Origin of the sequence: Bradyrhizobium sp. CCBAU 11357, assembly GCF_028128865.1 — a bacterium.
Lineage (GTDB): Bacteria > Pseudomonadota > Alphaproteobacteria > Rhizobiales > Xanthobacteraceae > Bradyrhizobium.
The window spans coordinates 23,446-46,940 of record NZ_LBJW01000014.1; the positions used below are offsets into that span (position 1 = coordinate 23,446).

22 protein-coding genes are annotated in these 23,495 nt (G+C 64.4%); 19 read left to right on the forward strand and 3 right to left on the reverse strand.

The window, feature by feature from the left end; translation table 11 throughout:
* The first annotated feature begins 278 nt into the window (after positions 1-278).
* From XI05_RS02345 to XI05_RS02380, 8 genes are all read left to right on the forward strand, one after another.
* Positions 279-2,054: an acetolactate synthase 3 large subunit gene (locus XI05_RS02345; protein WP_271498366.1), complete on the forward strand. Its 1,776-nt coding sequence runs from the start codon at positions 279-281 to the stop codon at positions 2,052-2,054.
* 4 nt (positions 2,055-2,058) lie between these two features.
* Positions 2,059-3,042: a threonine dehydratase gene (locus XI05_RS02350; protein ID WP_271498367.1), complete on the forward strand. Its 984-nt coding sequence runs from the start codon at positions 2,059-2,061 to the stop codon at positions 3,040-3,042.
* Between the two features lie 23 nt (positions 3,043-3,065).
* A complete protein-coding gene (gene ilvN, locus XI05_RS02355) occupies positions 3,066-3,608 on the forward strand; it encodes an acetolactate synthase small subunit (protein ID WP_018640841.1) in 543 nt (180 codons plus the stop codon).
* A gap of 3 nt (positions 3,609-3,611) precedes the next feature.
* On the forward strand, positions 3,612-4,307 hold the full coding sequence (locus XI05_RS02360; protein WP_036006616.1) for a class I SAM-dependent methyltransferase: 696 nt from the start codon (positions 3,612-3,614) through the stop codon (positions 4,305-4,307).
* A gap of 46 nt (positions 4,308-4,353) precedes the next feature.
* Positions 4,354-5,229: an EamA family transporter gene (locus tag XI05_RS02365; protein ID WP_271498368.1), complete on the forward strand. Its 876-nt coding sequence runs from the start codon at positions 4,354-4,356 to the stop codon at positions 5,227-5,229.
* A 7-nt stretch (positions 5,230-5,236) separates the two neighbouring features.
* Positions 5,237-5,839 (forward strand): LysE family translocator, encoded by a 603-nt coding sequence (locus XI05_RS02370; RefSeq protein ID WP_271498369.1) that lies wholly within the window; start codon positions 5,237-5,239, stop codon positions 5,837-5,839.
* 133 nt (positions 5,840-5,972) lie between these two features.
* Positions 5,973-6,992 carry a ketol-acid reductoisomerase gene (ilvC, locus tag XI05_RS02375; protein WP_271498370.1) on the forward strand — a complete coding sequence of 340 codons (1,020 nt, stop codon included), beginning with the start codon at positions 5,973-5,975 and terminating at the stop codon, positions 6,990-6,992.
* 664 nt (positions 6,993-7,656) lie between these two features.
* A complete protein-coding gene (locus XI05_RS02380) occupies positions 7,657-9,369 on the forward strand; it encodes a sulfatase-like hydrolase/transferase (protein ID WP_271498371.1) in 1,713 nt (570 codons plus the stop codon).
* A gap of 5 nt (positions 9,370-9,374) precedes the next feature.
* Here XI05_RS02380 and XI05_RS02385 read toward each other — a convergent pair whose 3' ends face one another.
* Together XI05_RS02385 and XI05_RS02390 are read right to left on the reverse strand one after the other, a co-directional pair.
* A complete protein-coding gene (locus XI05_RS02385) occupies positions 9,375-10,934 on the reverse strand; it encodes a glycine betaine ABC transporter substrate-binding protein (protein WP_271498372.1) in 1,560 nt (519 codons plus the stop codon).
* The gene (locus XI05_RS02390; RefSeq protein WP_271498373.1) at positions 10,931-11,713 is read right to left on the reverse strand and encodes an ATP-binding cassette domain-containing protein; all 783 of its coding nucleotides are present in this window, start codon (positions 11,711-11,713) and stop codon (positions 10,931-10,933) included. The genes XI05_RS02385 and XI05_RS02390 overlap by 4 nt, the downstream gene beginning before the upstream one ends.
* Before the next feature lie 278 nt (positions 11,714-11,991).
* On the opposite strand from XI05_RS02390, the gene XI05_RS02395 reads away from it, so the two are divergent.
* Both XI05_RS02395 and XI05_RS02400 read left to right on the forward strand, forming a co-directional pair.
* Entirely contained in the window at positions 11,992-12,810 is an 819-nt protein-coding gene (locus XI05_RS02395) for an ABC transporter ATP-binding protein (RefSeq protein ID WP_271498374.1), read from the forward strand.
* Entirely contained in the window at positions 12,810-13,598 is a 789-nt protein-coding gene (locus tag XI05_RS02400) for an ABC transporter permease (protein ID WP_271498375.1), read from the forward strand. The genes XI05_RS02395 and XI05_RS02400 overlap by 1 nt, the downstream gene beginning before the upstream one ends.
* A gap of 48 nt (positions 13,599-13,646) precedes the next feature.
* Here XI05_RS02400 and XI05_RS02405 read toward each other — a convergent pair whose 3' ends face one another.
* Positions 13,647-14,096, reverse strand: coding sequence for a cupin domain-containing protein (locus XI05_RS02405; protein WP_271498376.1), 450 nt, complete (start codon positions 14,094-14,096; stop codon positions 13,647-13,649).
* A 137-nt stretch (positions 14,097-14,233) separates the two neighbouring features.
* Here XI05_RS02405 and XI05_RS02410 point away from each other — a divergent pair, with 137 nt between their 5' ends.
* From XI05_RS02410 to XI05_RS02450, 9 genes are all read left to right on the forward strand, one after another.
* Positions 14,234-15,259, forward strand: a complete 1,026-nt coding sequence (locus XI05_RS02410) for an ABC transporter substrate-binding protein (RefSeq protein ID WP_271498377.1) — start codon at positions 14,234-14,236, stop codon at positions 15,257-15,259.
* 28 nt (positions 15,260-15,287) lie between these two features.
* Positions 15,288-15,992, forward strand: a complete 705-nt coding sequence (locus XI05_RS02415) for an NUDIX hydrolase (protein WP_271498378.1) — start codon at positions 15,288-15,290, stop codon at positions 15,990-15,992.
* A gap of 93 nt (positions 15,993-16,085) precedes the next feature.
* Positions 16,086-17,408 (forward strand): ABC transporter substrate-binding protein, encoded by a 1,323-nt coding sequence (locus tag XI05_RS02420; RefSeq protein WP_172787423.1) that lies wholly within the window; start codon positions 16,086-16,088, stop codon positions 17,406-17,408.
* A gap of 12 nt (positions 17,409-17,420) precedes the next feature.
* A complete protein-coding gene (locus XI05_RS02425) occupies positions 17,421-18,188 on the forward strand; it encodes an ABC transporter ATP-binding protein (RefSeq protein ID WP_036037489.1) in 768 nt (255 codons plus the stop codon).
* A gap of 3 nt (positions 18,189-18,191) precedes the next feature.
* Entirely contained in the window at positions 18,192-18,896 is a 705-nt protein-coding gene (locus XI05_RS02430; protein ID WP_271498379.1) for an ABC transporter ATP-binding protein, read from the forward strand.
* A 5-nt stretch (positions 18,897-18,901) separates the two neighbouring features.
* Positions 18,902-19,783: a branched-chain amino acid ABC transporter permease gene (locus tag XI05_RS02435; protein WP_271498380.1), complete on the forward strand. Its 882-nt coding sequence runs from the start codon at positions 18,902-18,904 to the stop codon at positions 19,781-19,783.
* On the forward strand, positions 19,780-20,799 hold the full coding sequence (locus XI05_RS02440) for a branched-chain amino acid ABC transporter permease (protein WP_271498381.1): 1,020 nt from the start codon (positions 19,780-19,782) through the stop codon (positions 20,797-20,799). Before XI05_RS02435 ends, XI05_RS02440 begins: the two co-directional genes overlap by 4 nt.
* Positions 20,759-21,688 carry a polyphosphate kinase 2 family protein gene (locus XI05_RS02445; protein ID WP_271498382.1) on the forward strand — a complete coding sequence of 310 codons (930 nt, stop codon included), beginning with the start codon at positions 20,759-20,761 and terminating at the stop codon, positions 21,686-21,688. The genes XI05_RS02440 and XI05_RS02445 overlap by 41 nt, the downstream gene beginning before the upstream one ends.
* Positions 21,685-22,722, forward strand: a complete 1,038-nt coding sequence (locus XI05_RS02450) for a patatin-like phospholipase family protein (protein ID WP_271498383.1) — start codon at positions 21,685-21,687, stop codon at positions 22,720-22,722. Before XI05_RS02445 ends, XI05_RS02450 begins: the two co-directional genes overlap by 4 nt.
* Positions 22,723-23,495 lie beyond the last annotated feature (773 nt).

Here is a 23,495-nt window from a genome sequence, read left to right on the forward strand (position 1 = left end):
AACACCGCTACACTGCCAAAATCGCGCGGGAACGGCCGCATTGCCTTGACATCCAGGCTTTGGCCGCTATGTTCGCGCAACCTTTGGGAAGCCGAGCGCCGCCATGCGTAACATTATTACCAAACTCCTTATCGCCGTCGTACCCAGGCACACCGCCGGGGGTGGCTAGCTGCCATCCACACGACAGGCGGTGTGCATGGGCCCTCTTCGGGGCCTTTTTTATTTCCCGAACCCGACACGAATGAAGCCGCTGACAACAGCGCATCCGGAGCAAGCCAATGAGCGACAAGAGCCACGATCCGAACCAGATGACCGGCGCCGCGATGATCGTCCGCGCGCTCATCGATCACGGCGTGACCGACATTTTCGGCTATCCGGGCGGCGCGGTGCTTCCGATCTACGACGAGATCTTCCAGCAGAGCGAGGTCCAGCACATCCTGGTCCGCCACGAGCAGGGCGCGGGCCATGCCGCCGAAGGCTATGCGCGCTCGACCGGCAAGCCGGGCGTCGCACTGGTGACCTCCGGCCCCGGCGCCACCAACATGGTGACGCCGCTGACGGACGCGCTGATGGATTCGATCCCGCTGGTCTGCATCTCCGGCCAGGTGCCGACGCATCTGATCGGCAACGACGCGTTCCAGGAATGTGACACCGTCGGCATCACGCGCCCCTGCACCAAGCACAACTGGCTCGTGCGCGACGTCAACGATCTCGCAAAGGTGCTGCATGAGGCCTTCTACGTCGCAACCTCGGGCCGTCCGGGCCCGGTGCTGGTCGACGTCCCCAAGGACGTGCAGTTCGCCACCGGCACCTATCATCCGCCGCGCAAATCGGACGTGCACCGCTCCTACGCGCCGCGCCTGAAGGGCGATGCGACGCAGATCCGCAAAGCGGTCTCGCTGCTCGCGAATGCCAAGCGTCCCGTGATCTACAGCGGCGGCGGCGTGATCAATTCCGGCCCCGAGGCGACCAAGCTGTTGCGCGAGCTGGTCGAGGTCACCGGTTTTCCGATCACCTCGACGCTGATGGGCCTCGGCGCCTATCCGGCGTCGGGCAAGAACTGGCTCGGCATGCTCGGCATGCACGGCACCTACGAGGCCAACATGACCATGCATGATTGCGACGTCATGCTGTGCGTCGGCGCGCGCTTCGACGACCGCATCACCGGCCGCGTCGATGCGTTCTCGCCGGGCTCGAAGAAGATCCACATCGACATCGATCCGTCCTCGATCAACAAGAACATCCGGGTCGACGTGCCGATCATCGGCGATTGCGGCAACGTCCTCGGCGACATCCTCCAGGTGTTCAAGGCGGAGGCGAAGAAGCCCGACATCAAGTCGTGGTGGCAGCAGATCGCGCAATGGCGCGCCCGTAACTCGCTCTATTACAAGAAGAGCAACGACGTCATCCTGCCGCAGCACGCGATCCAGAGCCTGTTCGAAGCGACGCGCGGCAAGGATACCTACATCACGACCGAGGTCGGCCAGCATCAGATGTGGGCGGCGCAGTTCTACGGCTTCGAGGAGCCACATCGCTGGATGACCTCGGGCGGTCTCGGCACGATGGGCTACGGTCTGCCGGCCGCGGTCGGCGTTCAGGTGGCGCACCCGGACAGTCTCGTCATCGACATTGCGGGCGATGCCTCGGTGCAGATGACGATGCAGGAGATGTCGACGGCGGTTCAGTACGAGCTGCCGATCAAGATCTTCATCCTGAACAACCAGTACATGGGCATGGTGCGCCAGTGGCAGCAGCTGCTGCACGGCAACCGGCTGTCGCATTCCTATTCGGAGGCGCTGCCGGATTTCGTCAAGCTGGCGGAGGCCTACGGCGCCGTCGGCCTCCAGGTGCACAAACCGGCCGATCTCGATGGCGCCATCAAGGAAATGATCTCGGTCAAGCGCCCGGTGCTGTTCGACTGCCGCGTCGCGGCACTCGAAAACTGCTTCCCGATGATCCCCTCCGGCAAGGCGCATAACGAGATGCTGCTGCCGGAGCAGGCCAACGACGAGGCGACCGCGAAGGCATTCGCCGGCGGCAAGGCGCTGGTGTGAGGCCATGTTCGACCTGAGGGAGCTCGAGCGCGCACATGCGATCGTGGGGCAGGCGGTGCCGGCAACGCCGGCGCATGCCTGGCCGTTGCTCGCAGGTCGGATCGGCACCGAGGTCGTGGTCAAGCACGAGAACCACACGCCGATCGGCGCCTTCAAGGTGCGCGGCGGCCTCGTCTATCTCGAACGGCTGAAGCGCGAGCGGCCGAAGACATCCGGCATCATCTCGGCGACGCGCGGCAATCACGGCCAGAGCCTCGCCTTTGCCGCGAGCCGCCACGGCGTGCCCGCGGTGATCTATGTGCCGCGCGGCAACTCGGTCGAGAAGAACCGCGCGATGAAGGCCTTCGGTGCCGAACTCGTCGAACACGGCGAGGACTTTCAGGCGGCACGCGAGGAAGCCGAGCGTCGCGCGCAGTTCGCCGGGCTCCACATGGTGCCCTCGTTCCACCCGGATCTCGTTCTTGGCGTTGCGACCTACGCTCTCGAACTGTTCCGCGCAGTGCCCGACCTCGACGTCCTCTATGTGCCGATCGGGCAGGGCTCCGGCATCTGCGGCTGCATCATGGCGCGCGACCTGCTCGGCCTGAAGACCGAGATCGTCGGCGTGCAGTCGACGGAAGCGCCGTCCTACGCGCTGTCGTTTGCGGCCGGCAAGATCGTGACGACCGAGACCAGCAACACGCGCGCCGACGGCATGGCGACACGCATCCCCGACGAGGATGCATTCGCGCTGATCCGCAAGGGGGCTGCGCGAATCGCGCAGGTCACTGACGACGAGGTCGCCGCCGCGATCCGCGCCTACTGGACCGATACGCATAATCTCGCCGAAGGCGCCGGCGCAGCCGCGCTGGCCGCGGCGCTGCAGGAAAAGAGCAAGCTGAAGGGCAAGCGCGTCGGTCTCGTGCTGTCCGGCGGCAATATCGATTTCGATCTGTTCCGCCGCTGGGTCGGGATGGACGCGCCAGCCAAAGAATCGGCCAAGGCGTGACGGAGAGACAAGAGGGGACGACAATGAACCAGCCCGCATCCGCCTATTTCATCGAGGACCGTCACGACCCCAACGAGACGCATACGCTTGCGGTGCTCGTGCAGAACGAGCCTGGCGTGCTCGCGCGCGTCATCGGCCTGTTCTCGGGGCGCGGCTACAACATCGAGAGCCTCACGGTCTCGGAGACCGAGGCTCAGAAGCACCTCTCTCGGATTACCATCGTCACTACGGGCACGCCGATGGTGATCGCGCAGATCAAGAACCAGCTCGACCGCATGATCCCGGTCTATCAGGTGGTCGACATGACCCAGACCAAGCGCTCGATCGAGCGCGAGCTGGCGATGGTGAAAGTGCGCGGACAGGGCGAGCATCGGGTCGAGGCGCTCCGGCTGGCGGATGCGTTCCGCGCCCGGGTGATCGACGCCACCACCGAGAGCTTTGTGTTCGAGATCACAGGCAATACGGACAAGATCAATCAATATATCGACCTGATGCGCCCGCTCGGCCTCGTCGAGGTGTCGCGCACCGGCGTTGCCGCGATCGGCCGCGGGCCTGAAGGGATGTGAGCCATGCTGGCGCGCGACTGGTACTACAACGAGCGGAACCGGATGGGGATCGAGCCCGCTGTGGCCTCGATCTACGACAACCATGACGATGCCGATCTGCGGGCGCGCGCCGCGCTGAAGATGCTCGGGGTCCAGCGCGGCTGGCGCATCGCCGATATCGGCTGCGGCAACGGCGTGCTCGCCACCGAAGCGGCGTTGATGGGCGCCGACGTCGACGCCATCGACATTTCGCCGGCAATGCTGGCGCTGGCCGAGATCTATGCCCGCGACCGCAAGGCACCGGTGCGCACCCAATCCGCCGGCCTGCTCAGCTTCGCCTACCGGCCCGAATCCTACGATCTCATCGTCAGCGAGTTCACGCTGCACCATCTGCCGGATTTCTGGAAGGCGGTGGCGATGTCGCGGATTTTTCGCGCCCTCAAGCCCGGAGCGACGTTTTATCTCCGTGACATTGTTTACTCATCGATGCCCGACGCGATCGAGCGTGACGTCGAGCAATGGGCCGACTTCCAGATCAAGAACCACGATTTCTCCCGCGAGGGCGTGGTAACCCACATGCGCGACGAATATTCCACCTTCGGCTGGGTGATGGAGCGGATGCTGACCGACGTCGGCTTCACCCTGGTCGCGGCCGACTATCACGCGCCGATGCACGGCACGTATCTGCTGCGGAAACCGAAAGCCGGCGAGCAAGGCTAGACCAGAACAATAAACAGGGCTGCACGACAAGGCAGAACCGAGAACAATGAAGCCGGCCGACATCCTCATCGCCGTCATGGTGGCGATCATCTGGGGGCTTGCCTTCGTGGCGAGCCGGATCGCGCTCGACGAGCTTTCGCCGGAGCTGATGACGGCGTTGCGCTTTACGATCGCCGCGGCACCGTGCCTGTTCATTCCGAAGCCGAAGGTCGCCTGGTCACTGCTGATCGCGATCAGCTTCACGTTGTTCCTCGGTCAGTTCCTGTCGCAGGCCTACGGCATCGCCCATGGCGTCCCGGTGGGCCTCACCTCCGTCGTCGTGCAGAGCCAGGCGCTGTTCACGATCGGCTTTGCCGCGATCCTATTTGGCGAACGTCCGACGCCGGTGCAGACGCTCGGCGTCGCCATCGCCGCGGTGGGCCTGCTGATGATTTGCGGCACCGTCGGTTACGATTTCAGCGTCGGAGCCTTCGCGGTTCTGATGATCTCCCCACTCAGTTTCGCAATCGGCAATCTCCTGCTTCGAGGCGCGCGCGGCGTGCCGATGTTCGACCTGTTCGCCTGGCTCTGCCTCACCTCGGCCGTGCCGCTGTTTGTGCTGGCGCTGCTCGCCAACGGGCCGGCATCGACATGGACGTCGCTGACGCACATGTCGCTCGCATCGGCGCTTTGCATGCTGATGCTCGGAGGCATCTCGACCAGCATCGCCTATTGGCTGTGGGGCCGCCTCTTGCGTGACTACCCGGCTGCGCAAGTGGTGCCGTTCGCGCTGCTGGTGCCGTTCGTGGGCTCGGCGGCCTCCAGCATCGTGTTCGGCGAACGGTTCGGCCCTCTGCGCCTCGCCGGCATGCTGACCGTGATCGGCGGCATCGCCGTGATGGTGCTGGCAAAGCGCCCGCAAGTTTTGCCGAAGACTGCGTGAGGTGATGATGACCTACTCGCTGTTCTACGCCTTCCTCGTCTTCATGGTCGTGATGTACTTCACGCCCGGGCCGAACAACATCATGCTGCTGTCCTCCGGCCTGACCTACGGCTTCCGGCGCACCATCCCGCACATCGTCGGCATCGTGCTCGGCTTCGCCTTCATGGTCGCCGCAGTCGGCCTCGGACTCGGCTCGGTGTTCCTGGCCTATCCGATCCTCCAGACCATCCTGAAATATGCCGGCGCCGCCTACCTGATTTACCTGGCTGCCGCGATCGCCATGGCCGGTCCGGCAAAGCCGGGCGAGGAGAATGGCCGCGGCCCCATGACCTTCTGGGGCGCGGCGATGTTCCAATGGATCAACGCCAAGGGCTGGGTCATCGTGATCGGCACCATCACCGCCTATGCGGCGATCGCCCAATTTCCGATCAACATCGCCATTCAGACTGTGATCAGCCTCGTCGTCGGCACGGTCTCGACCGTGGTCTGGGCCCTGTTCGGCTCCGCATTGCGGCCGGTCCTGACCTCCGAGCGGCTGGTCCGCGCCTTCAACATTCTGATGGCGATCCTGCTGCTGGCCTCCCTCTACCCCGTTTTCATGGATGCATGATGTCGCGGATTTCCATGCAGAAACGGGTTTCCCTCAGGGCTGAAAATGCTCTAGACAGCCCCCGAAATCCGCAAATTTCACCCTTCGGACACTGACCATTGGCCGATTTCGGCCCTGAACGAGGAAACGACCTATGCGTGTTTATTACGATCGCGACGCCGACCTGAACCTGATCAAGGGCAAGAAGGTCGCCATCGTCGGCTATGGCAGCCAGGGCCATGCCCATGCGCTCAATCTGAAGGATTCCGGCGTCAAGGAAGTCGCCATTGCGCTGCGCAAGGGTTCGGCCTCGGCCAAGAAGGCGGAAGCTGCCGGCTTCAAGGTGCTCGAAGTTGCGGACGCCGCCAAATGGGCCGACCTCGTCATGATGCTGACCCCGGACGAGCTCCAGGGCGACATCTATCGCGAGCACCTGCACGACAACATGAAGAAGGGCGCCGCCCTGGTGTTCGCCCACGGCCTCAACGTCCATTTCAACCTGCTCGATCCGCGTGCCGACCTCGACGTGCTGATGATCGCGCCGAAGGGCCCCGGCCACACCGTGCGCTCGGAATATCAGCGCGGCGGCGGCGTGCCCTGCCTGATCGCGATCGCCAAGGACGTCTCGGGCAACGCCCATGACCTCGGCCTGTCCTATGCTTCCGCCATCGGCGGCGGCCGTGCCGGCATCATCGAGACCACCTTCAAGGAAGAGTGCGAGACCGACCTGTTCGGCGAGCAGGTGGTGCTCTGCGGCGGCCTGGTCGAGCTGATCAAGGGCGGCTACGAGACCCTGGTCGAAGCCGGCTACGCGCCGGAGATGGCCTATTTCGAGTGCCTGCACGAAGTCAAGCTGATCGTCGACCTGATCTATGAAGGCGGCATCGCCAACATGAACTACTCGATCTCCAACACCGCCGAGTACGGCGAGTACGTCACCGGCCCGCGCATCATCACCGACGAGACCAAGAAGGAGATGCGCAAGGTTCTGGCCGACATCCAGGGCGGCAAGTTCGCCCGCGACTGGATGCTCGAGAACAAGGTCAACCAGACCTCGTTCAAGGCGACCCGCGCCAAGCTCGCGGCGCACCCGATCGAGGAAGTCGGCGCGAAGCTGCGCGACATGATGCCCTGGATCAAGAAGGGCGCGCTGGTCGACAAGAGCAAGAACTAAGCCGTTGTGCTCCGGACGCGCTCAGCACCTTGGTGATGCGCTGCTGATCCGGGGCCCGGCGCGGCTCCTGCGTCCCGGCTCTGCGCTCCGCTTCGCTGCGCTTGTCCGGGACACGAGCGCAACGAGCTTCGCTCGCCAAGCCAAATCGTGAACCTTTGCGGTTCTAATTCGAGCGAGATCGCAAACAGCGATCTCGCTCTTTTCGTCTTGCGCGAGACATTGCTGGGTCGTTCGAGCTCCATGCCGCACGCCCGCCGTCCCCGCGGTCCACGCCGGCGGTATCACCACGGCGAACGTCGCCATGGCCCTGATCGATGCTGCGCTGCAACTGAAAGCACGGAGCGGAGATCTCCGTCCGCGATGCTGCGCGCCGGTCCGCGGCGTCGTCCGCACTTGCCGAGCCGCGACGTCCCGAGCGTCGAGGATGGCGCAGGCGAAGCGGTGCTAGACCAGTTCATCGCCGGAATAGCGAAGCGCTGGGGCATGCGTCGCAGCCCACTAACAATAAGCGAAGGTCGGACCCCGCCGCGCGTTGCCTGTCCTTGACCGTTCCGTTACAGTTTTATGACACGGTGCAGGCTTCCGGCTGCTCCGGAGGCCTTGGCCGCTATCAGGCCGGCCAGGCTTGGCATCACCCCGCCGGACCAGAAGTTGCGTGTCGTCGATGGCGTCCGCGCCCAATCCAGGCCCTTCTGCCACCACCGCCGTGCTGGCGAGCGTCGCCGCACTCGGCATCTGGCGGCTGCTCGCGGTTGCGGCGCCGCATCTGGCCGCGCTCGCACTGATGTACGAGACCGAGACCGATTTCGGCTCGCGCCTGTCCTTCGCGCTGGCCTGGGGCATCCTCAACTTCTTCTGGATCGTGCTGCTGCGGCGGCCGGCGCTGTCGGGCGCGCTGTCGCTGACCATGGTCGTCGTGCTGGTGCTGCTGTCGCGGCTCAAGCACGACGTGGTGCAGATGACGGTCAACTTCATCGACCTGATGATGATCGACCGCGACACCGTAGCGTTCCTGTTCACGATCTTTCCGAATTTGCGCTGGTCGGTGATCCTGGCCGGTCTGGTCACGCTGCCGCTGATGTACGCGCTGTGGTGGCTCGATCCGTTCCGCATCCGCCGCCTGCCGGCGCTCGCCTGCAAACTCGCCTGCCTTGCCGCCCTGGTCGGCTATTCGCTCTATCACCCGGACGAGGCCTGGCGCGGCTATTACGACGACGGCTATCTCTCGAAATTCTTCCGCTCGGGCGTCACAGCCGTCTCCGACTTTGCGCGGTACGGCTTCATGGAGGCGGCTGCCTCGACCAACGAGCGGCTCAACATGCCGCTGGTCGATGCCTGCCACCCCGCGGGCCGCCGGCCCAACATCATCATGATCCATGATGAATCGAGCTTCGACATCCGCGCCGCGCAGGGCATCAAGGTGCCGCCGCGCTACGGCGACCATTTCAAATCGTGGGACGGCAAGCAGCGCACGTTCCTCGCCGAGAGTAATGGCGGCCCGAGCTGGTTCACCGAATACAACGTGCTCGCTGGGCTCTCCTCGCGTTCGTTTGGCCGCTTCGCCTATTTCGTCACGCGCATCGCCTCGAGCCGCGTCGAGCGCGGCCTGCCGCTGGCGCTGCGCCGCTGCGGTTATGACACGCTGTCGCTCTATCCCGCCCATGGCGGCTTCATGGCCGCGCGTAGCTTCCAGATGACGACGGGAATCGAGCGCTTCCTCGATTCCAAGGATCTCGGCGCCAAGGATGTCGAGCCCGACAGCTTCTTCTACGACAAGGCGCTGCAGCTGATCGGCCAGCAGCCGCCCAACAAGCCGCTGTTCACCTTCATCTATCTCGGTGCCAACCACTTCCCCTGGGAGACCCGCTTCCGCCCCGATCTGCTGCCGAACTGGCGCGCGCCGGGCAACGTGGCGTCCATCGACGAATATCTGCGCCGGCAGGCGATGAGCGCCGAGCAGTACAAGGCGTTCGTTGCCGGCTTGAAGAAGACCTTTCCCGGCGAGCCCTTCCTGATCGTGCGCTATGGCGATCATCAGCCGGAATTTGCGCCTGCTATCCTGGAGCCCGGGCTCGACGAGGGCGCGATCGGCAAGAAGCTCGACGCCTACGATCCGCGCCTCTACGCGACCTATTATGCGATCGACGCCGTCAATTTCGAGCCGGTTGGAAGCCAGGCCGTGATGGACACGATCGACGGCCCCTATCTGCCGCTGGTCATTCAGGAAGCCGCCGGCATCCCGCTCGACCCCTCCTTTGCCGAGCAGAAAGAGATCATGCTCCGCTGCAAGGGCATCTTCTACGGCTGCAAGGACGGCGCCGAGGCGCGGCGGCTGAACCGGCTGCTGATCGACGCGGGGATGATCCGGGGGCTGTAACCGGCTTATCGCTTGCCGACTTTTTCCCACAACCACTTCGCCACAGCATCGGGCGATGAATTCGCATCATTGCCGCTGGCGCGCAGGTTCGCTTCGCGCATGGTGGCGATGTCGATCTTGCCGAGCAATGGCTTGAGCGCCGCCTGCAGTCGCTCGTCGCCGGCGCGCTTCGGCGCGAGCAGCAGGATGGCATCGTAGGGCGGGATCGCGTTTTTGGGATCGTCGAGCGTTGTGAGCTCGTATTTGGCGATCAAGCCGTCGCTGGTGTAGCCGGCGATGACGTCGACCTCGCCGCTGGCGACGGCCGCATACATGAAGTCCGGTTGCATCTGGCGCTGGGCGCGGAACTGCAGCCCATAGGCCTTCTGCAGGGCGGCCCATTCGGGGCGCGAGAAGAATTCGTAGTCGCCCGCAATCGACAGCGTCGCAGCATGTGCGGCGAGATCGGCGATGGTTCGGATGCCGAGCGCCTCGGCGCGTCGTCTTGGCATCACCAGCGCATAGGCATTCTCGAAGCCGAGCTCGCCGAGCAGGGTGATGTTGTCCTTGGCGAGCGCGGTCTTCAATTCCGCCACCAGCTCGGCGCGTGGCCTCATGTCGGTGCGATGCAGCTGGTTGGCCCAGAGCGTGCCGGAATAATCGACATAGAGATCGATGTCGCCGGCCTTCAGCGCCCCGAATATGACGCTGGAGCCGAGCCCGGAGCGCGCCGTCCCGGACAGACCGGCGGCCTGGAGGCGGTCCCTCATCAACGCCGACAGCACATATTGCTCGGCGAAGGTTTTTGCGCCGACCACATAGCCTGACGACGAGCGACCCATCGTTGGCACCAGCGTAGCGGCGAGCAGCGCCGCGATTCCGACTGCGCCGAGGCCGCTGCGCACGCGGCTGCGGCGGCGCAGGCCGCTCTCGATGAGCCCAAGCAGCTGGTCGACCGCAAGCGCGAGCAGGGCGGAAGCCACGCAGCCGAACAGCACGAACACCCAGTTCTGGGTCTGGAGGCCGGCAAAAATGTAGTTGCCGAGGCTGGTCTGCCCGATCGGCGTCGACAGCGTCGCGGTGCCGATCACCCACACCGCCGCAGTGCGGATGCCGGCCATCATCACCGGCAGCGCGAGCGGCAGCTCGACGATGACAAGCGATTGCCGCGCGGTCATGCCGACGCCCTTCGCTGCCTCGATCAGCGCGGGATCGATGCCGTTGAGGCCGGTGATGCCGTTGCGCAGCACCGGCAGCATCGAATAGAGCGCCAGCGCCAGCATCGCCGGCAGGAAGCCGAACGCGGAGAAGGATACGCCGAACCAGGCCAGCGTGACGGAAGCCGCCAGCAGCAGCAGCGGATAGAAGAGTGCGAGCAGCGCCAGCCCGGGTACGGTCTGCACGATGCTGGCGAACGCGAGCAGGATGCCGCGCGGCGCCGGACGATTGCGCGTCAAAATCGCCAGCGGCAGGCTCACGGCGAGGCCAAGCGCGAGGGCGGCGAGGCTCACCCGCACGTGGTTGCCGAGGTAGTCAGGCAGATGCGACAGCGCCTCGCCCCAGCGTGGATCGGCGAAGAGGCTCATGCCTCACCGCCCATCGGGAGCAACGCATTCAGTCGCTCGACCTGGCGCCGCGGGGTGCGCAACAGCTCGAGCACGTAATCGTCGCTGCTGCTCGCGAGTTCGGCGGCCGTACCCTGTGCGAGCAATCCTCCGCCGCGCATCACCGCGATGCGGTCGGCGAGCAGGATCGCCTCGGTCATGTCATGGGTGATCATCACGGTGGTCAGGCCGAGCTTGCGGTGCAGCGCGCGATAGTCGTCACCGAGCGCGTCGCGGGTGAGGGGATCGAGCGCGCCGAACGGCTCGTCCATCAGCACGATGCGGGGTCTTGCGGCGAGCGCCCGCGCCACGCCGACGCGCTGGCGCTCGCCGCCGGAAAGGGCCTCCGGAAGGCGGTTGCGGTGAGCAGCCCGGTCGAGCTGCACGAGCTCCAACAGCTCGTCGACGCGCCCTCCGATTGTCGGAGCCGGCTCGCCGAGCAGCTTCGGTGTGATGCCGATATTGTCGGCGACGCTCAGATGCGGAAACAGCCCGCCGCTCTGGAAGACATAGCCGATCCGCCGCCGCAGCGCGACCGGATCGACATTCCGCACGTCCTCGCCTTCGACCGTGATGGTGCCGCTGTCGGCCTCGATCAGCCGGTTGGCCAGCCGCAGCAGCGTGGTCTTGCCCGAGCCCGAGCCGCCGACGATCGCCACAAACTCGCCCTCGGCGACGTCGAGCGACACATCGTTCACGGCCTTGAGTGAGCCGAAGCTCTTGGTGACCTTTTGATAGCTGATCGCCGGCTTGGCAGACATCGCAGGTGTGCTCTCTCTTCTCTTACCTCCCCTGGAGGGGGAGGGTCGATCGCGCGAAGCGCGAGCGGGGTGGGGTGATCTATCCACGTTGGCAGTGCATCTGTGGAAAGACCGTCACCCCACCCCGTCTCACATTTCGCTGCGCTCATGCGAGCCGACCCTCCCCCTCCAGGGGAGGGTAAGAGAGCGGCAGCACGGTATGCGTAGCACGCCCGGCGCCTCGATTGAACTTGGCCGCGTGAGCGGCTAAGGCATCGGCCTGAGTTCGGAGGAAGCACATGACGACGCCCACAGCAGTGGCGCTGGAAGATACCAAGGTTGCGTTCCGCCTGGGAGACGGGCGGGTCTACACGGCAGTGGAGAAGGCTCATCTCGCGGTGGCACAGGGCGAGTTCGTCGCCATTGTCGGGCCCACAGGGTGCGGAAAATCGACGCTGCTGAACGTCGCCGCCGGCCTGCTCAAGCCGGCCGCCGGCAGCGTCAGGATCTTCGACCAGCCGCTGGCGGGGTTGAATCGGGATGCCGGCTATTTGTTCCAGGCCGACGCGCTGTTCCCCTGGAAGACCGCGCTCGACAATGTCGCGATCGGGCTCGAGATCAAGGGCACGCCGCGCGCTGAAGCCGTGCCGCAGGCGCAGAAATGGCTGACCTCCGTCGGCCTCGGCGCTTTTGCGAACCGCTATCCGCACATGCTCTCCGGCGGGCAGCGCAAGCGCGTGGCGCTGGCGCAGGTGCTGATCCGCGATCCGAAGATCCTCTTGATGGACGAGCCGTTCGGGCCGCTCGATGCGCAGACGCGCCAGGTCATGGGCAATCTGCTGCTCGACCTGTGGAATGCCGACCGCAAGGCCGTGCTGTTCGTCACCCACGATCTGGAAGAGGCGATCGCGCTCGCCGACCGCGTCGTGATTATGTCGGCGGGACCGTCCTCGCGCATCATCGGCGACTGGCGCGTCAGCTTGGCCCGCCCGCGCGACATCTTCGAGGTGCGTCTCGACAAGGAATTCCACGCGCTCCATCGTGAGATCTGGAGCGTGCTGAAGGACGAGGTGATGAAGGGTTACGCGCAGTCCACCCAGGCGGCGGAGGCGGTCTGATGTCGCGCCCGACGCTGTTTGCGCTGCAGGTCCTGGTCGCGGTCGTCGGCATCGTGCTGTGGCAGGTGCTGTCGACCGTGCCCGTGTTCGGCAAGATCCTGCTGCCGCCGTTCTTCTTCTCCAACCCGTTCGACGTGTTCAGCCAGATCGTGAAATGGTTCGCCTCCGGCGTGATCTGGAAGCATCTCGGCATCACGCTTACGGAATCGATCCTCGCCTTCGTGATCGGATCGCTCGGCGGGGTCCTGGTCGGCTTCTGGTTCGCGCGCCAACCGCTGGTCGCCGCGGTGTTCGACCCCTATGTGAAGATGGTCAACGCACTGCCGCGTGTCGTGTTGGCGCCGATCTTCGCGCTGTGGCTCGGGCTCGGCATCTGGTCCAAGGTCGCGCTCGGCGTCACCTTGGTGTTCTTCATCGTGTTCTTCAACGTCTATCAGGGCGTCAAGGAGGTCAGCCGGACCGTGCTCGACAACGGACGCATGCTCGGGATGAGCGAGCGGCAGCTGATGCAGCATGTCTATTGGCCGTCGGCCCTGTCCTGGATGTTCTCCTCGCTGCACACCTCGGTCGGCTTCGCCGTGGTCGGCGCGGTGGTCGGCGAATATCTGGGATCGGCGGCCGGGCTCGGATACCTGATCCAGCAGGCCGAGGGCGTGTTCGACGTCGCCGGCGTGTTCGCCGGCATGTTCGTGCTGTCCGCCTTCGTCATCCTGATCGACTTCGGCGTCACGCTGGTGGAGCGGCGGCTCCTGGTGTGGCGGCCGACCGCGTTGGATGGGAGGGGCTAGGCGCGAGTTCACCTCTCCCGCAAGCAAGCGGGAGAGGTGAGCACAAGCTCAATCCAGCAGCTTGGTGTCGTCAGGGGCTTGCGGCGGCGTCTTGATCGCGATCGCCTTGACCTGGCCGCTGATCGGCTTGGTCCCGCCATGCGGCGTGCCCTTGGGGATGATGACGAGGTCGCCGGGCTTCACCGTCACCTCCTTGTCGCCAAGCCAGATCGTGCCGGTGCCGTCCAGGATGTATTGGATCTCGTTGGTGTTGGGATGCAGGTGCTTGGGCACGTTGCCGACCTGGATCGAGACGGTGGCGCCATCCGCGCTCGCGAACATCTTGGAGCGGTAGCCGACCGCGTTGGCGGGCCCGAGCGCATCGCCCTCCATCTCGCCGGTGTGAATGATCTGCGCGTTGATATTCTCGGCGGCGAGCGCCGGCCGGAGCAGGTGGGTGGCGCCGCATCCGGCGGCAAAGGCGGCGGCGATCGACAGGCTGGCTGCAAGGCGATTCATGGATGATCTCCCCATCAGGAATTGTTCTTGTTTGGGCATGCTATTGCGCCGAAGGGCTGATGGCCAGCCCGCTCAGGCAGTGCTTCTCAAGCCAGCCCCGCTGCTCTATGGTGCCGCCGGCCGAACGGAGGAAACCAATGAAGAACACGATTGCCAGGCTCGCGGGCGCGCTGCTCGCGCTGACGCTCACCACCTCGCTTGCCGCGGCGCAAAGCAAAGTCACCATCGCGGTCGGCGGCGGCTCCTGTCTATGTTATCTGCCGACGGTGCTGGCCAGGCAGCTCGGCGAATACGACAAGGCCGGCGTCAATGTCGAGCTGGTCGACCTCAAGGGCGGTTCGGACGCGCTGAAAGCCGTTCTCGGCGGCAGCGCCGACGTGGTCTCCGGCTATTTCGACCATTGCGTCAATCTCGCCGCCAAGAAGCAGGAGCTGCAGTCCTTCGTAGTCTATGACCGCTATCCCGGCCTCGTGCTGGTGGTCGCGCCCTCGCGCACCAACGACATCAAGTCGGTCAAGGATCTCGCCGGCAAGAAGGTCGGCGTCAGTGCGCCCGGCTCCTCCACCGACTTCTTCCTGAAATACATGCTCAAGAAGCACGGGCTCGATCCCACCAGCGCCGCCGTGATCGGCGTCGGCCTCGGCGCCACCGCGGTGGCCGCGATGGAGCAGGGCCAGATCGACGCGGCCGTGATGCTCGATCCGTCCGTGACCGTGCTGCAGGGCAGCCACAAGGATCTGCGCATTCTCTCGGACACCCGCACCCAGAAGGATACGCTGGAGACCTTCGGCGGCGAATATCCGGGCGGCGCGCTGTATTCGACCGCGGCCTGGGTCAACAGCCACGAGAAGGAGGCACAGGCCCTCACCAATGCGATCGTCGCCACGCTCGCCTGGATCCATTCGCATACGCCCGAGGAGATCATGGCGAAAATGCCGGAGGAGACCGTCGGCAAGAACAAGGACCTCTATCTCGCCGCACTGAAGAACACGATCCCGATGTATTCCGAGACCGGCAAGATGGACCCGAAGGGCGCCGACGCCGTGCTTGCGGTGTTCAGTGTCGGCTCGCCCGAGGTGGCGAACGCCAAGATCGACGTCAGCAAGACCTTCACCAACAAATTCGTCGAGCAGGCCAAGAAGACCACCGGGAGCGCCAAATAGCCGCCGCGAAGGCGTGGTATCAGGCGTCATGACGTCACCAATCATTCATCGCGTCACGACGCTTGATCTTGCGGTGCGGCCGATCGTGTGGCCGTTCGCCGAGGAACGGCGCGCCGAGATCGCGGCGCATTTCGCCGAGAAGCAGCGCGAGCGGCCGAAAATCTGGAACGGCCGCGTCCTGCTCGGGCGCGACGCCGTGTTCAGCGACGGTCATCTGACCGCGACCTATTTCGAGACCGATTTCGCAAGCTTCCTTGCCTGGCGCGACTGGAGCTTTCCCGACAAGGCCGTGTTCAACGGCTTTGGCATGGGCGCGTTGCGCGCCTCCGACGGCGCCTTCATCATGGGCGAGATGGCGCCCCACACCGCCAATGCGGGCCGCATCTATTTCCCCTCGGGAACGCCTGATCTCGACGACGTCAGGAACGGCGCGCTCGACATTCCCGGCAGCGTCGTCCGCGAGCTCGGGGAGGAGACCGGCCTGACCGCGGCCGACTATCGGATCGAGCCGGGCTGGCATTGCGTGGTCACCGGCCCCACGATCGCGATGCTGCAGGTCATCAACCTGGACATGCCGGGCGATGTGGCCCGCGCCCGGATCGAAGCCAACCTTGCGCGCGAGACCGAGCCGGAGCTGTCGGCCATTCATCTCGTGCGCGGGACCAGCGATCTCAGGCCGTCCATGCCGCGATTTGTCACGGCCTTCATCGAGCAGCAGTGCGCAGCGCGCTGACGCGCGAGGCTTGACATCGCCGCGCGCAGCCCATGTGATGGGCCGAAGAAATTGCACCAAGAATGCAATGCACAATGGTCCAGGGAGGTTTTGATGCGCCTGCGCATGGCTGCCCGCTTGGTACGTGGGCTGTTGGTCGCGATATCAGCGACGGGCTTGGCGGTGTCTGCCGAGGCCCAAGACAAGGCTCAAGAGAAGAAGCTCAAGATCGGCGTCATCTATGATCTGACGGGTCCGCTCGCCGGCGGCGGTTCGGAGCTGCAATATACCGGCGCAAGGATCATGCTGGATCAGTACAGCGCGAAGGACGTCGAAGGCTACAAGATCGAGGCGATCTATGCCGATGCTCAGAGCAAGCCGGATGTCGCCATCAATGAAGCGATCCGTTTGATCGAGCAGGAAAAGGTCGACATGCTGCTCGGCTTCTTCTCCTCGGCGCAATGCGTGCCGGTGGCGGCGCGCGTCGAGCAGCTGAAGAAGTTCATGTGGATCACGACCTGCATTTCGTCGGCGGTGCTGGAGAACAAGAACTACAAATATGTGTTTCGACCGCAGGCCTCCGGCGATCAGTTCGGCATGATGACGATGGACTTCATCGCGCAGAACGCGAAGGAAAAGTTGGGCAAGGACCCGAAGGACCTGCGGGTCGCCATCATCCACGAGGACGGCGCCTACGGCGTCGACGTTGCCAAAGGCAATGAGGCCGGTGCCAAGAAGGCTGGTTTCAACATCGTGCTCAGAGAGGGCTATTCGGCGACGGCACCGGATTTGTCTGCGCTGGTCACCAAGCTGAAGCGGGCCAAGCCGGATGTGGTCTTCCATACCGGCTATAATCCCGACATCACCCTGTTGCTCCGGCAAGCCCGCGAGCAGGGGCTGAAGTTCGGCGCACTGGTAGGACATGGCGCCGGCTACGGGGTCTATGAGAAGCTGAAGGAAGGCCTGGGCGCCGATGCCAACTACGTCTTCAACACCGATCCGATCTCGATCTGGCTCGCCAACCAGAAGACAATGGATCCGAAGCTGCCGCCGGTCATCAAGGCGGTTGGCGAGGAGTTCGACAAGCGCAAGCCGGGCGTCGCAATCCGTTCGGCCCATGTCGGCATGGCTGCGTCCAATACCTATTTGTTCCTCACCGACGTGCTGCCGCGCGCAATCAAGAAATATGGCGGCGTCGATCCCGACTCCCTGCGCAAGGCAGCACTGGACACCGACATACCCGAAGGCGGCACCATGCTCGGCTTCGGCGTCAAATTCCACGGCGAGGGCTCGCCAATGGCCGGCCAGAACGAGCGCTCGTTCCCGGTCGTGATCCAATACGTCGACGACAAGTCCTATGTGGTGTGGCCCAAGAGCCAGGCGCAGCGCGAGGCTGTGCTGCCGCTACCGAAGGGCACCACCTACAGCAACCAGTAGCGGAGTGCTCCGGTGTTGGAAGTCAGCGGACTGGTGAAGCGGTTTGGCGGCTTCACCGCCGTGAACAACGTGTCGTTCCGGGTCGACCAGGGCGAGATCCTCGGCCTGATCGGCCCCAACGGCTCGGGCAAGAGCACGATCTTCAACATGCTCTCCGGCACGCTGGCGCCGACCTCCGGATCGATCCTGTTCGCGGGGCACGAGATCGCGGGCCTTGCACCGCACCGGATCATCAACAGCGGCATCGGGCGGACCTTCCAGATCCCGCGGCCGTTCCGTCGCCTCAGCATTTTCGAGAACGTCGCGCTTGCCGGCTTTTACGGCCAGGGCCGCCACAGCCGCGCCAAGGCGGAGGAGGCGGCCGAGCGCTCGCTGGCGATGGTCGGCCTGCCGACCGACCGCCATGCCAGCGTCGATGGGCTCGGCGCAGCGGGGTTGAAGAAGCTCGAACTGGCGAAGGCGCTCGCCACCGCGCCAAAGCTATTGCTCGCCGACGAGAGTCTCGGCGGACTCGACGAGGCCGAGATGGATCAGGCCGCGGACATGCTGCGCAACATCCGCGACGAGCTCGGCATCACCATCATCTGGGTCGAGCACATCATGGGCGTGTTGATGCGCGTCGTCGACCGCGTCATGGTGCTCGATCACGGCGAGAAGATCTCGGAAGGCCTGCCAAGCGCGGTTGCGGGCGATCCGCGCGTCATCGAGGTCTATCTCGGCACCGATGCCGAGACCACGCAGGCCGCGGCCGCCGAAGCGCGCCGCCGCGCAGGGGGCTAGGCTATGCTGGAGCTTCGCGGCGTCAATGCCGGCTATGGTACCTTCCAGGCGCTGTTCGACGTCAATCTCGACGTGAAGGCCGGCGAAGCCGTGGGCGTCATCGGCCCCAACGGCGCCGGCAAGACCACCTTGATGCGCGTCATCTCCGGCCTGATCCGTCCCTCCCGCGGATCGATCAAGATGGAAGGCGTCGACGTCGTCGCGACCCCGCCGCACAAGATCGTCAGCCTCGGCATTGCGCATGTGCCGGAGAACCGGCGGCTATTTCCACAGCTGACGGTCGACGACAATCTCAAGATGGGCGCCTTCATGAAGGAGGCGCGGGACCACTACGCCGAGCGGCTGGAGGTGGTGTTCGACCTGTTTCCGCGCCTGAAGGAACGCCGTCACCAGATGGCCGGCACCATGTCCGGCGGCGAGCAGCAGATGTGCGCCATCGGCCGTGCGATGATGTCCAATCCAAAACTGTTGCTGCTCGACGAACCCTCGGCGGGGCTGGCGCCGGTGGTGGTGCAGCAGGTGTTCGAGCTGGTGAAGCGGATCCGCGCCAGCGGGCTGACGGTGCTGATCGTCGAGCAGAACGTGCAGCAGGTGCTGAAGGTGGTCGACCGCGCCTATCTGATCGAGGCGGGCACGATCCGCGCGTCCGGCACCTCGGCCGAGATGCTGGCGAGCGACACGGTCAAGGAAGCTTATCTCGGGGTGTGATGGGCATGCAGGCGTTCCTGGACGTATTCGACATCTACCTGCTGGAAGCCGTCATCAACGGCATCCTGCTCGGCGGCGTGCTGGCGCTGCTTGCGCTTGGGCTCAACCTGATCTTCGGCGTCATCGACGTGACCTGGATCTGCTACGCCGAGCTCGTCATGATCGGCATGTACGGCATGTATTTCATGGTGCAGTATTACGGCATCAGCTATTTCGTTGCTGCCCCGCTCACCATCCTGCTCGTCGCCGTGCTCGGCGCGGCGCTGCACTATCTGGTCATCGCGCCGCTTCTGACCGCACCTCCGATCAACCAGCTGCTCGCGACCGGCGGGGTGCTGTTCGTGCTGCAGAGCTTTGCCACCGTCGCCTTCGGCATCGACTTCCGCAATCTCGGCATCCGCCTGCCGGTGCTCGCCTTCGGCGACATGAATTTCAGCTATGCGCGGCTGCTCTCGTTCGTCGCCGCGCTGGTCGGCATGGTCGCGGTCTATCTGTTCATGACGCGCACCTTCACCGGCATTGCGATCCGCGCCATCTCGCAGGACCGGCAGATCATGGCGCTGATGGGCGTCGACACCAAGCGGATCTACCTGATCACGTCGGCGCTCGGCGGCGCGCTCGCCGGCCTCGCCGCTTGTCTCCTGGTGCTGCAATACGACGTGCATCCCTTCGTCGGCCTGTCCTTCGGGCCGATCACCTTCCTGATCTGCGTGCTCGGCGGCCTCGGCAATTTCATCGGCGGCTTCATCGCCGCCTTCGTGTTCGCCGAGATCATCTCGCTCGGCGGCCTGTTCTCCGACCTCGAATGGGGCTATGTGCTCGCCTTCGCGTTCTTCATCGTCATGATGTTCATCCGGCCCGCGGGCCTGCTTGCGAGGCGCCGATGATGGGGCAGGGACGGCTTGCGGCGTGGGGGATCGGACTGGCGGCGCTGGTCGCACTGCCCTTCGTCTATCGCGATCCCTATCATCTGCACATCCTGGTGCTGATCCTGATCTGGTCGTTCGCCTATACGTCCTGGTCGATGATGGGGCGGTTCGGCCTCGTCTCGCTCGGCCATGGCGGCTTCATGGGGATCGGCGCTTACGTCACCGCGCTGTTGTGGAATCACGCAGGTTTGTCGCCCTGGATCGGCATTCCCATCAGCATGTCGGCGGCCGGCGCGCTGGCAATGATCGTCGGCTATCCCTGCTTCCGCTTTCGCATCACCGGGCACTATTTCGTGCTGGTGACGCTGGCGCTGTCAGGCATCGTGCTCCAGGTCATCACCGCGACGCGCGACTATACCGGCGGCTCGCTCGGTTACACCCCGAACCGCGCGTCCGGCAACAAGCTGCTGGCGCTGCAATTCGACGACAAGACCACCTGGTACCTGATCGCGCTGGCAGTCTGGCTGTTTGGCATCGTGGTCTGGCACTGGGTCGACCGCAGCATGGCGCGCTATGCGCTGGAGGCGATCTCGGAGGACGAGGACGCCGCGGCCGCGGCCGGCGTCGACGTCACCGCCGAGAAGCTGAAGATCACGCTGCTCAGCGCGCTGATGACGGCGCTGGCGGGCGCGATCTACTGCCAGTACCAGATGTTCATCACCCCCGACACGGTCAGCGGCATCGCGGTCTCGCTGCAGATGGTGTTCGCCGCGATCGTCGGCGGGCTGTTCGTCTCGCTCGGCCCGACCGTCGGGGCCATCATCACCATCCTGCTGGCGGAAACGCTGCGCATCGGTTTCGGCACCAAGGCGGTCGGCTGGGACAACCTCGTCTACGGCGTGCTGCTCGTGCTGTTCATCATATTCCTTCCCAAGGGCATCCTTGGTAGCTTGCTCGACCGATTGAAGTTGCAACGCAAGGTGCCCCGCGCTCATGAGCAAAAAGCCGTCCAAGTCGCTCGCCCAGGAGCTTGACCGCTACATCAGGCCGTTCCGCTATGATGGCTCGGGCAAGTTTCACCTCAAGGATCACAAGACCGACGAGAAGGGCGATCTCGACAAGGAGAAGGCGCTCGCGATTCTCGACGCCAACAAGAAGCGGCTGATCGCGTTTCAGGAGAAGCTTTACGCGCAGGACCGCTGGTCGCTCCTGATCGTGTTCCAGGCGATGGATGCCGGCGGAAAGGACTCTGCGATCAAGGCGATCTTCGAGGGCATCAATCCGCAGGGCTGCGAAGTCACGGCATTCAAGGCGCCGAGCAGCAAGGAGCTCGACCACGACTTCCTCTGGCGTCATGCGGTCGCGCTGCCCGAGCGCGGCCATATCGGCATCTTCAACCGCTCGCATTACGAGGAATGCCTGGTAACGCGTGTGCATCCAGAGATTCTCGCGAAGGAGAAGCTGCCGCCCAGGCTCGTCACCAAGAACATCTGGAAGGAGCGGTTCGAGGACATCTCCGCCTTCGAGCGCTATCTCTGCCGCAACGGCACCGTGGTGCTGAAGTTCTTCCTCAACGTGTCCAAGGAAGAGCAGCGCGAGCGCTTCCTCGAGCGGCTGGAGGATCCGGCCAAGCAATGGAAGTTCTCCATGGACGACATCAAGGAGCGCGCGCTGTGGCCGCGCTACCAGGCGGTCTACCAGGACATCGTCCGGCACACGGCGACCTCCCATGCGCCATGGTACGTCGTGCCCGCCGACCACAAATGGTTCGCCCGCGTCGTGATCGGCTCGGTGATCAATGTCGAGCTGGAAAAGCTCGACCTGCGTTTCCCCCGTGCCGACAAGGCATCGCTGGAAGAGTTCAAGCAGGTGCGCAAGGCGCTGGAGAAAGAGGGGACGGGAGGCAAGAAGCGAGCAAAGTGACAGCCAGCGGGACCACCAATTGCAAGAACGTCAACTTCGCGCTCCAGGGCGGCGGCGCGCACGGCGCCTTCGTCTGGGGCGTGCTCGACCAGGTGCTCGAGGACGGCAGGCTCGCGATCGAGGCGATCAGCGCGACCAGTGCCGGCGCCATGAATGCGGTGGCGATGGCCTCCGGCATGGCGCATGGAGGCGCCGAGGCCGCGCGGGAGAGCCTGCACGCGTTCTGGTACGAAGTGTCGCGCATGGACATGGCGTACGACCTGATGTCGCCGCTGAACCAGTGGATCCAGGCCCTGAAGCTGCCGCCGGAATATCATCCGGTCCACGCATTCATCCACACGCTGACGCACACGCTGCCGCCGAACCTGCTCAATCCCTTTCATTTCAATCCGCTCCGCGCGCTGCTGCAGCGCGTGGTCGATTTCGACCGCCTCAATTCCTCGCCCGAGGCGCCGCAGCTGTTTCTCAACGCCACCAACGTCCGTACCGGCAAGATCAAGGTGTTCCAGAGCCCGCTTCTCACGGCGGAAACCGTGCTCGCGTCGGCCTGCCTGCCACCCTATTTCCAGGCCGTCGAGATCGATGGCGAGCATTATTGGGACGGCGGCTATCTCGGCAATCCCGCGATCTATCCGTTGATCTACCGCAAGGGCAGTCACGACGTCATCATCGTGCAGGTGACGGCAATCCGCCGCGACGAGCTGCCGGCCAGTGCCGCCGACGTCCTCCACCGTATCAACGAGATCAGCTTCAATTCGTCCTTGATGCGCGAGATGCGCGCGATCGCCTTCGCCACCCGGCTGATCGACGACGGCGAGCTCGACAGCAACAAGCACAGCCGCATGTACATGCATTGGATCGGCAACGACCAATTGATGTCGCAGCTCGGCACCGCCACGCAATTCCACCCCGAATGGAGCCTGTTGTGCCGCCTGCGCGACGAGGGCCGCGAGGCGGCGCGAGGCTGGCTGGCACGAAACTTCGACCAGATCGGAAAGGCCTCGACGGTCGACCTGGCGGACATGTTTCTCTAGGCTGCCGCCGGCCATCGGCAAAAATGTGCGAAAACAACCCCATGCACAGTAGCCGGCCATAGCAGAATCAATGGCTTGCGGGGGCCGCTCCTTTGTAATGCGGATTTTACGAAGCGGGTTTGACTCGTCGGGCAAAACAGGAGCATGATGCCACCATTCCCGCGGCCTTCTGAAATTCCTCACTTCGCGCGGAAGCGATTTGCACAGCGGGCCTTCCAGCGGAACTCGGGTCGTCAAATGTGATCGTCAGATCATTGATCCTGCTTGACAGTTTTGTGTCCCAGGAGGAGCATCATAGCGGTCGCAAACCAGCGACGCGCAACGTCCACCTCATGAGCAAGGGGAGGTCTATGACACCACCTCCGCAAATCCAGCCGCGTTAATTGCGATGGAGCTCGTTCGGACTATCGCATAGCGGCGGAAACCGCGAACGGCACGCCGGGACAAGGTTTAGCGGGCTGCATCAGTGAGGCAAAGCCCCTACCTTCCCGGCGCTGTATTTTGGTCACGTCGATCGTGTCGGATGGCCTTGAAGGCTGCGGCAACTCTTTGACATCCCGCCTTTCCTTATCCTCCTGTTCGATCTGCACAGGGGTCTGTGCGCGTAGGCCCGATGGAGTTTCGCCGGGGCGTCAGCTCGCGATCCTGCATTGCGGCAAATGCCAAGAGAATGTCGTCTCAAAGGCCAACTTCCGACACAGGCTGGGGGCGAATAGCTCCGATCCGACATGACGGATGTGCTTCGGCGGTGACGGCCACGACACCGCGGGCGC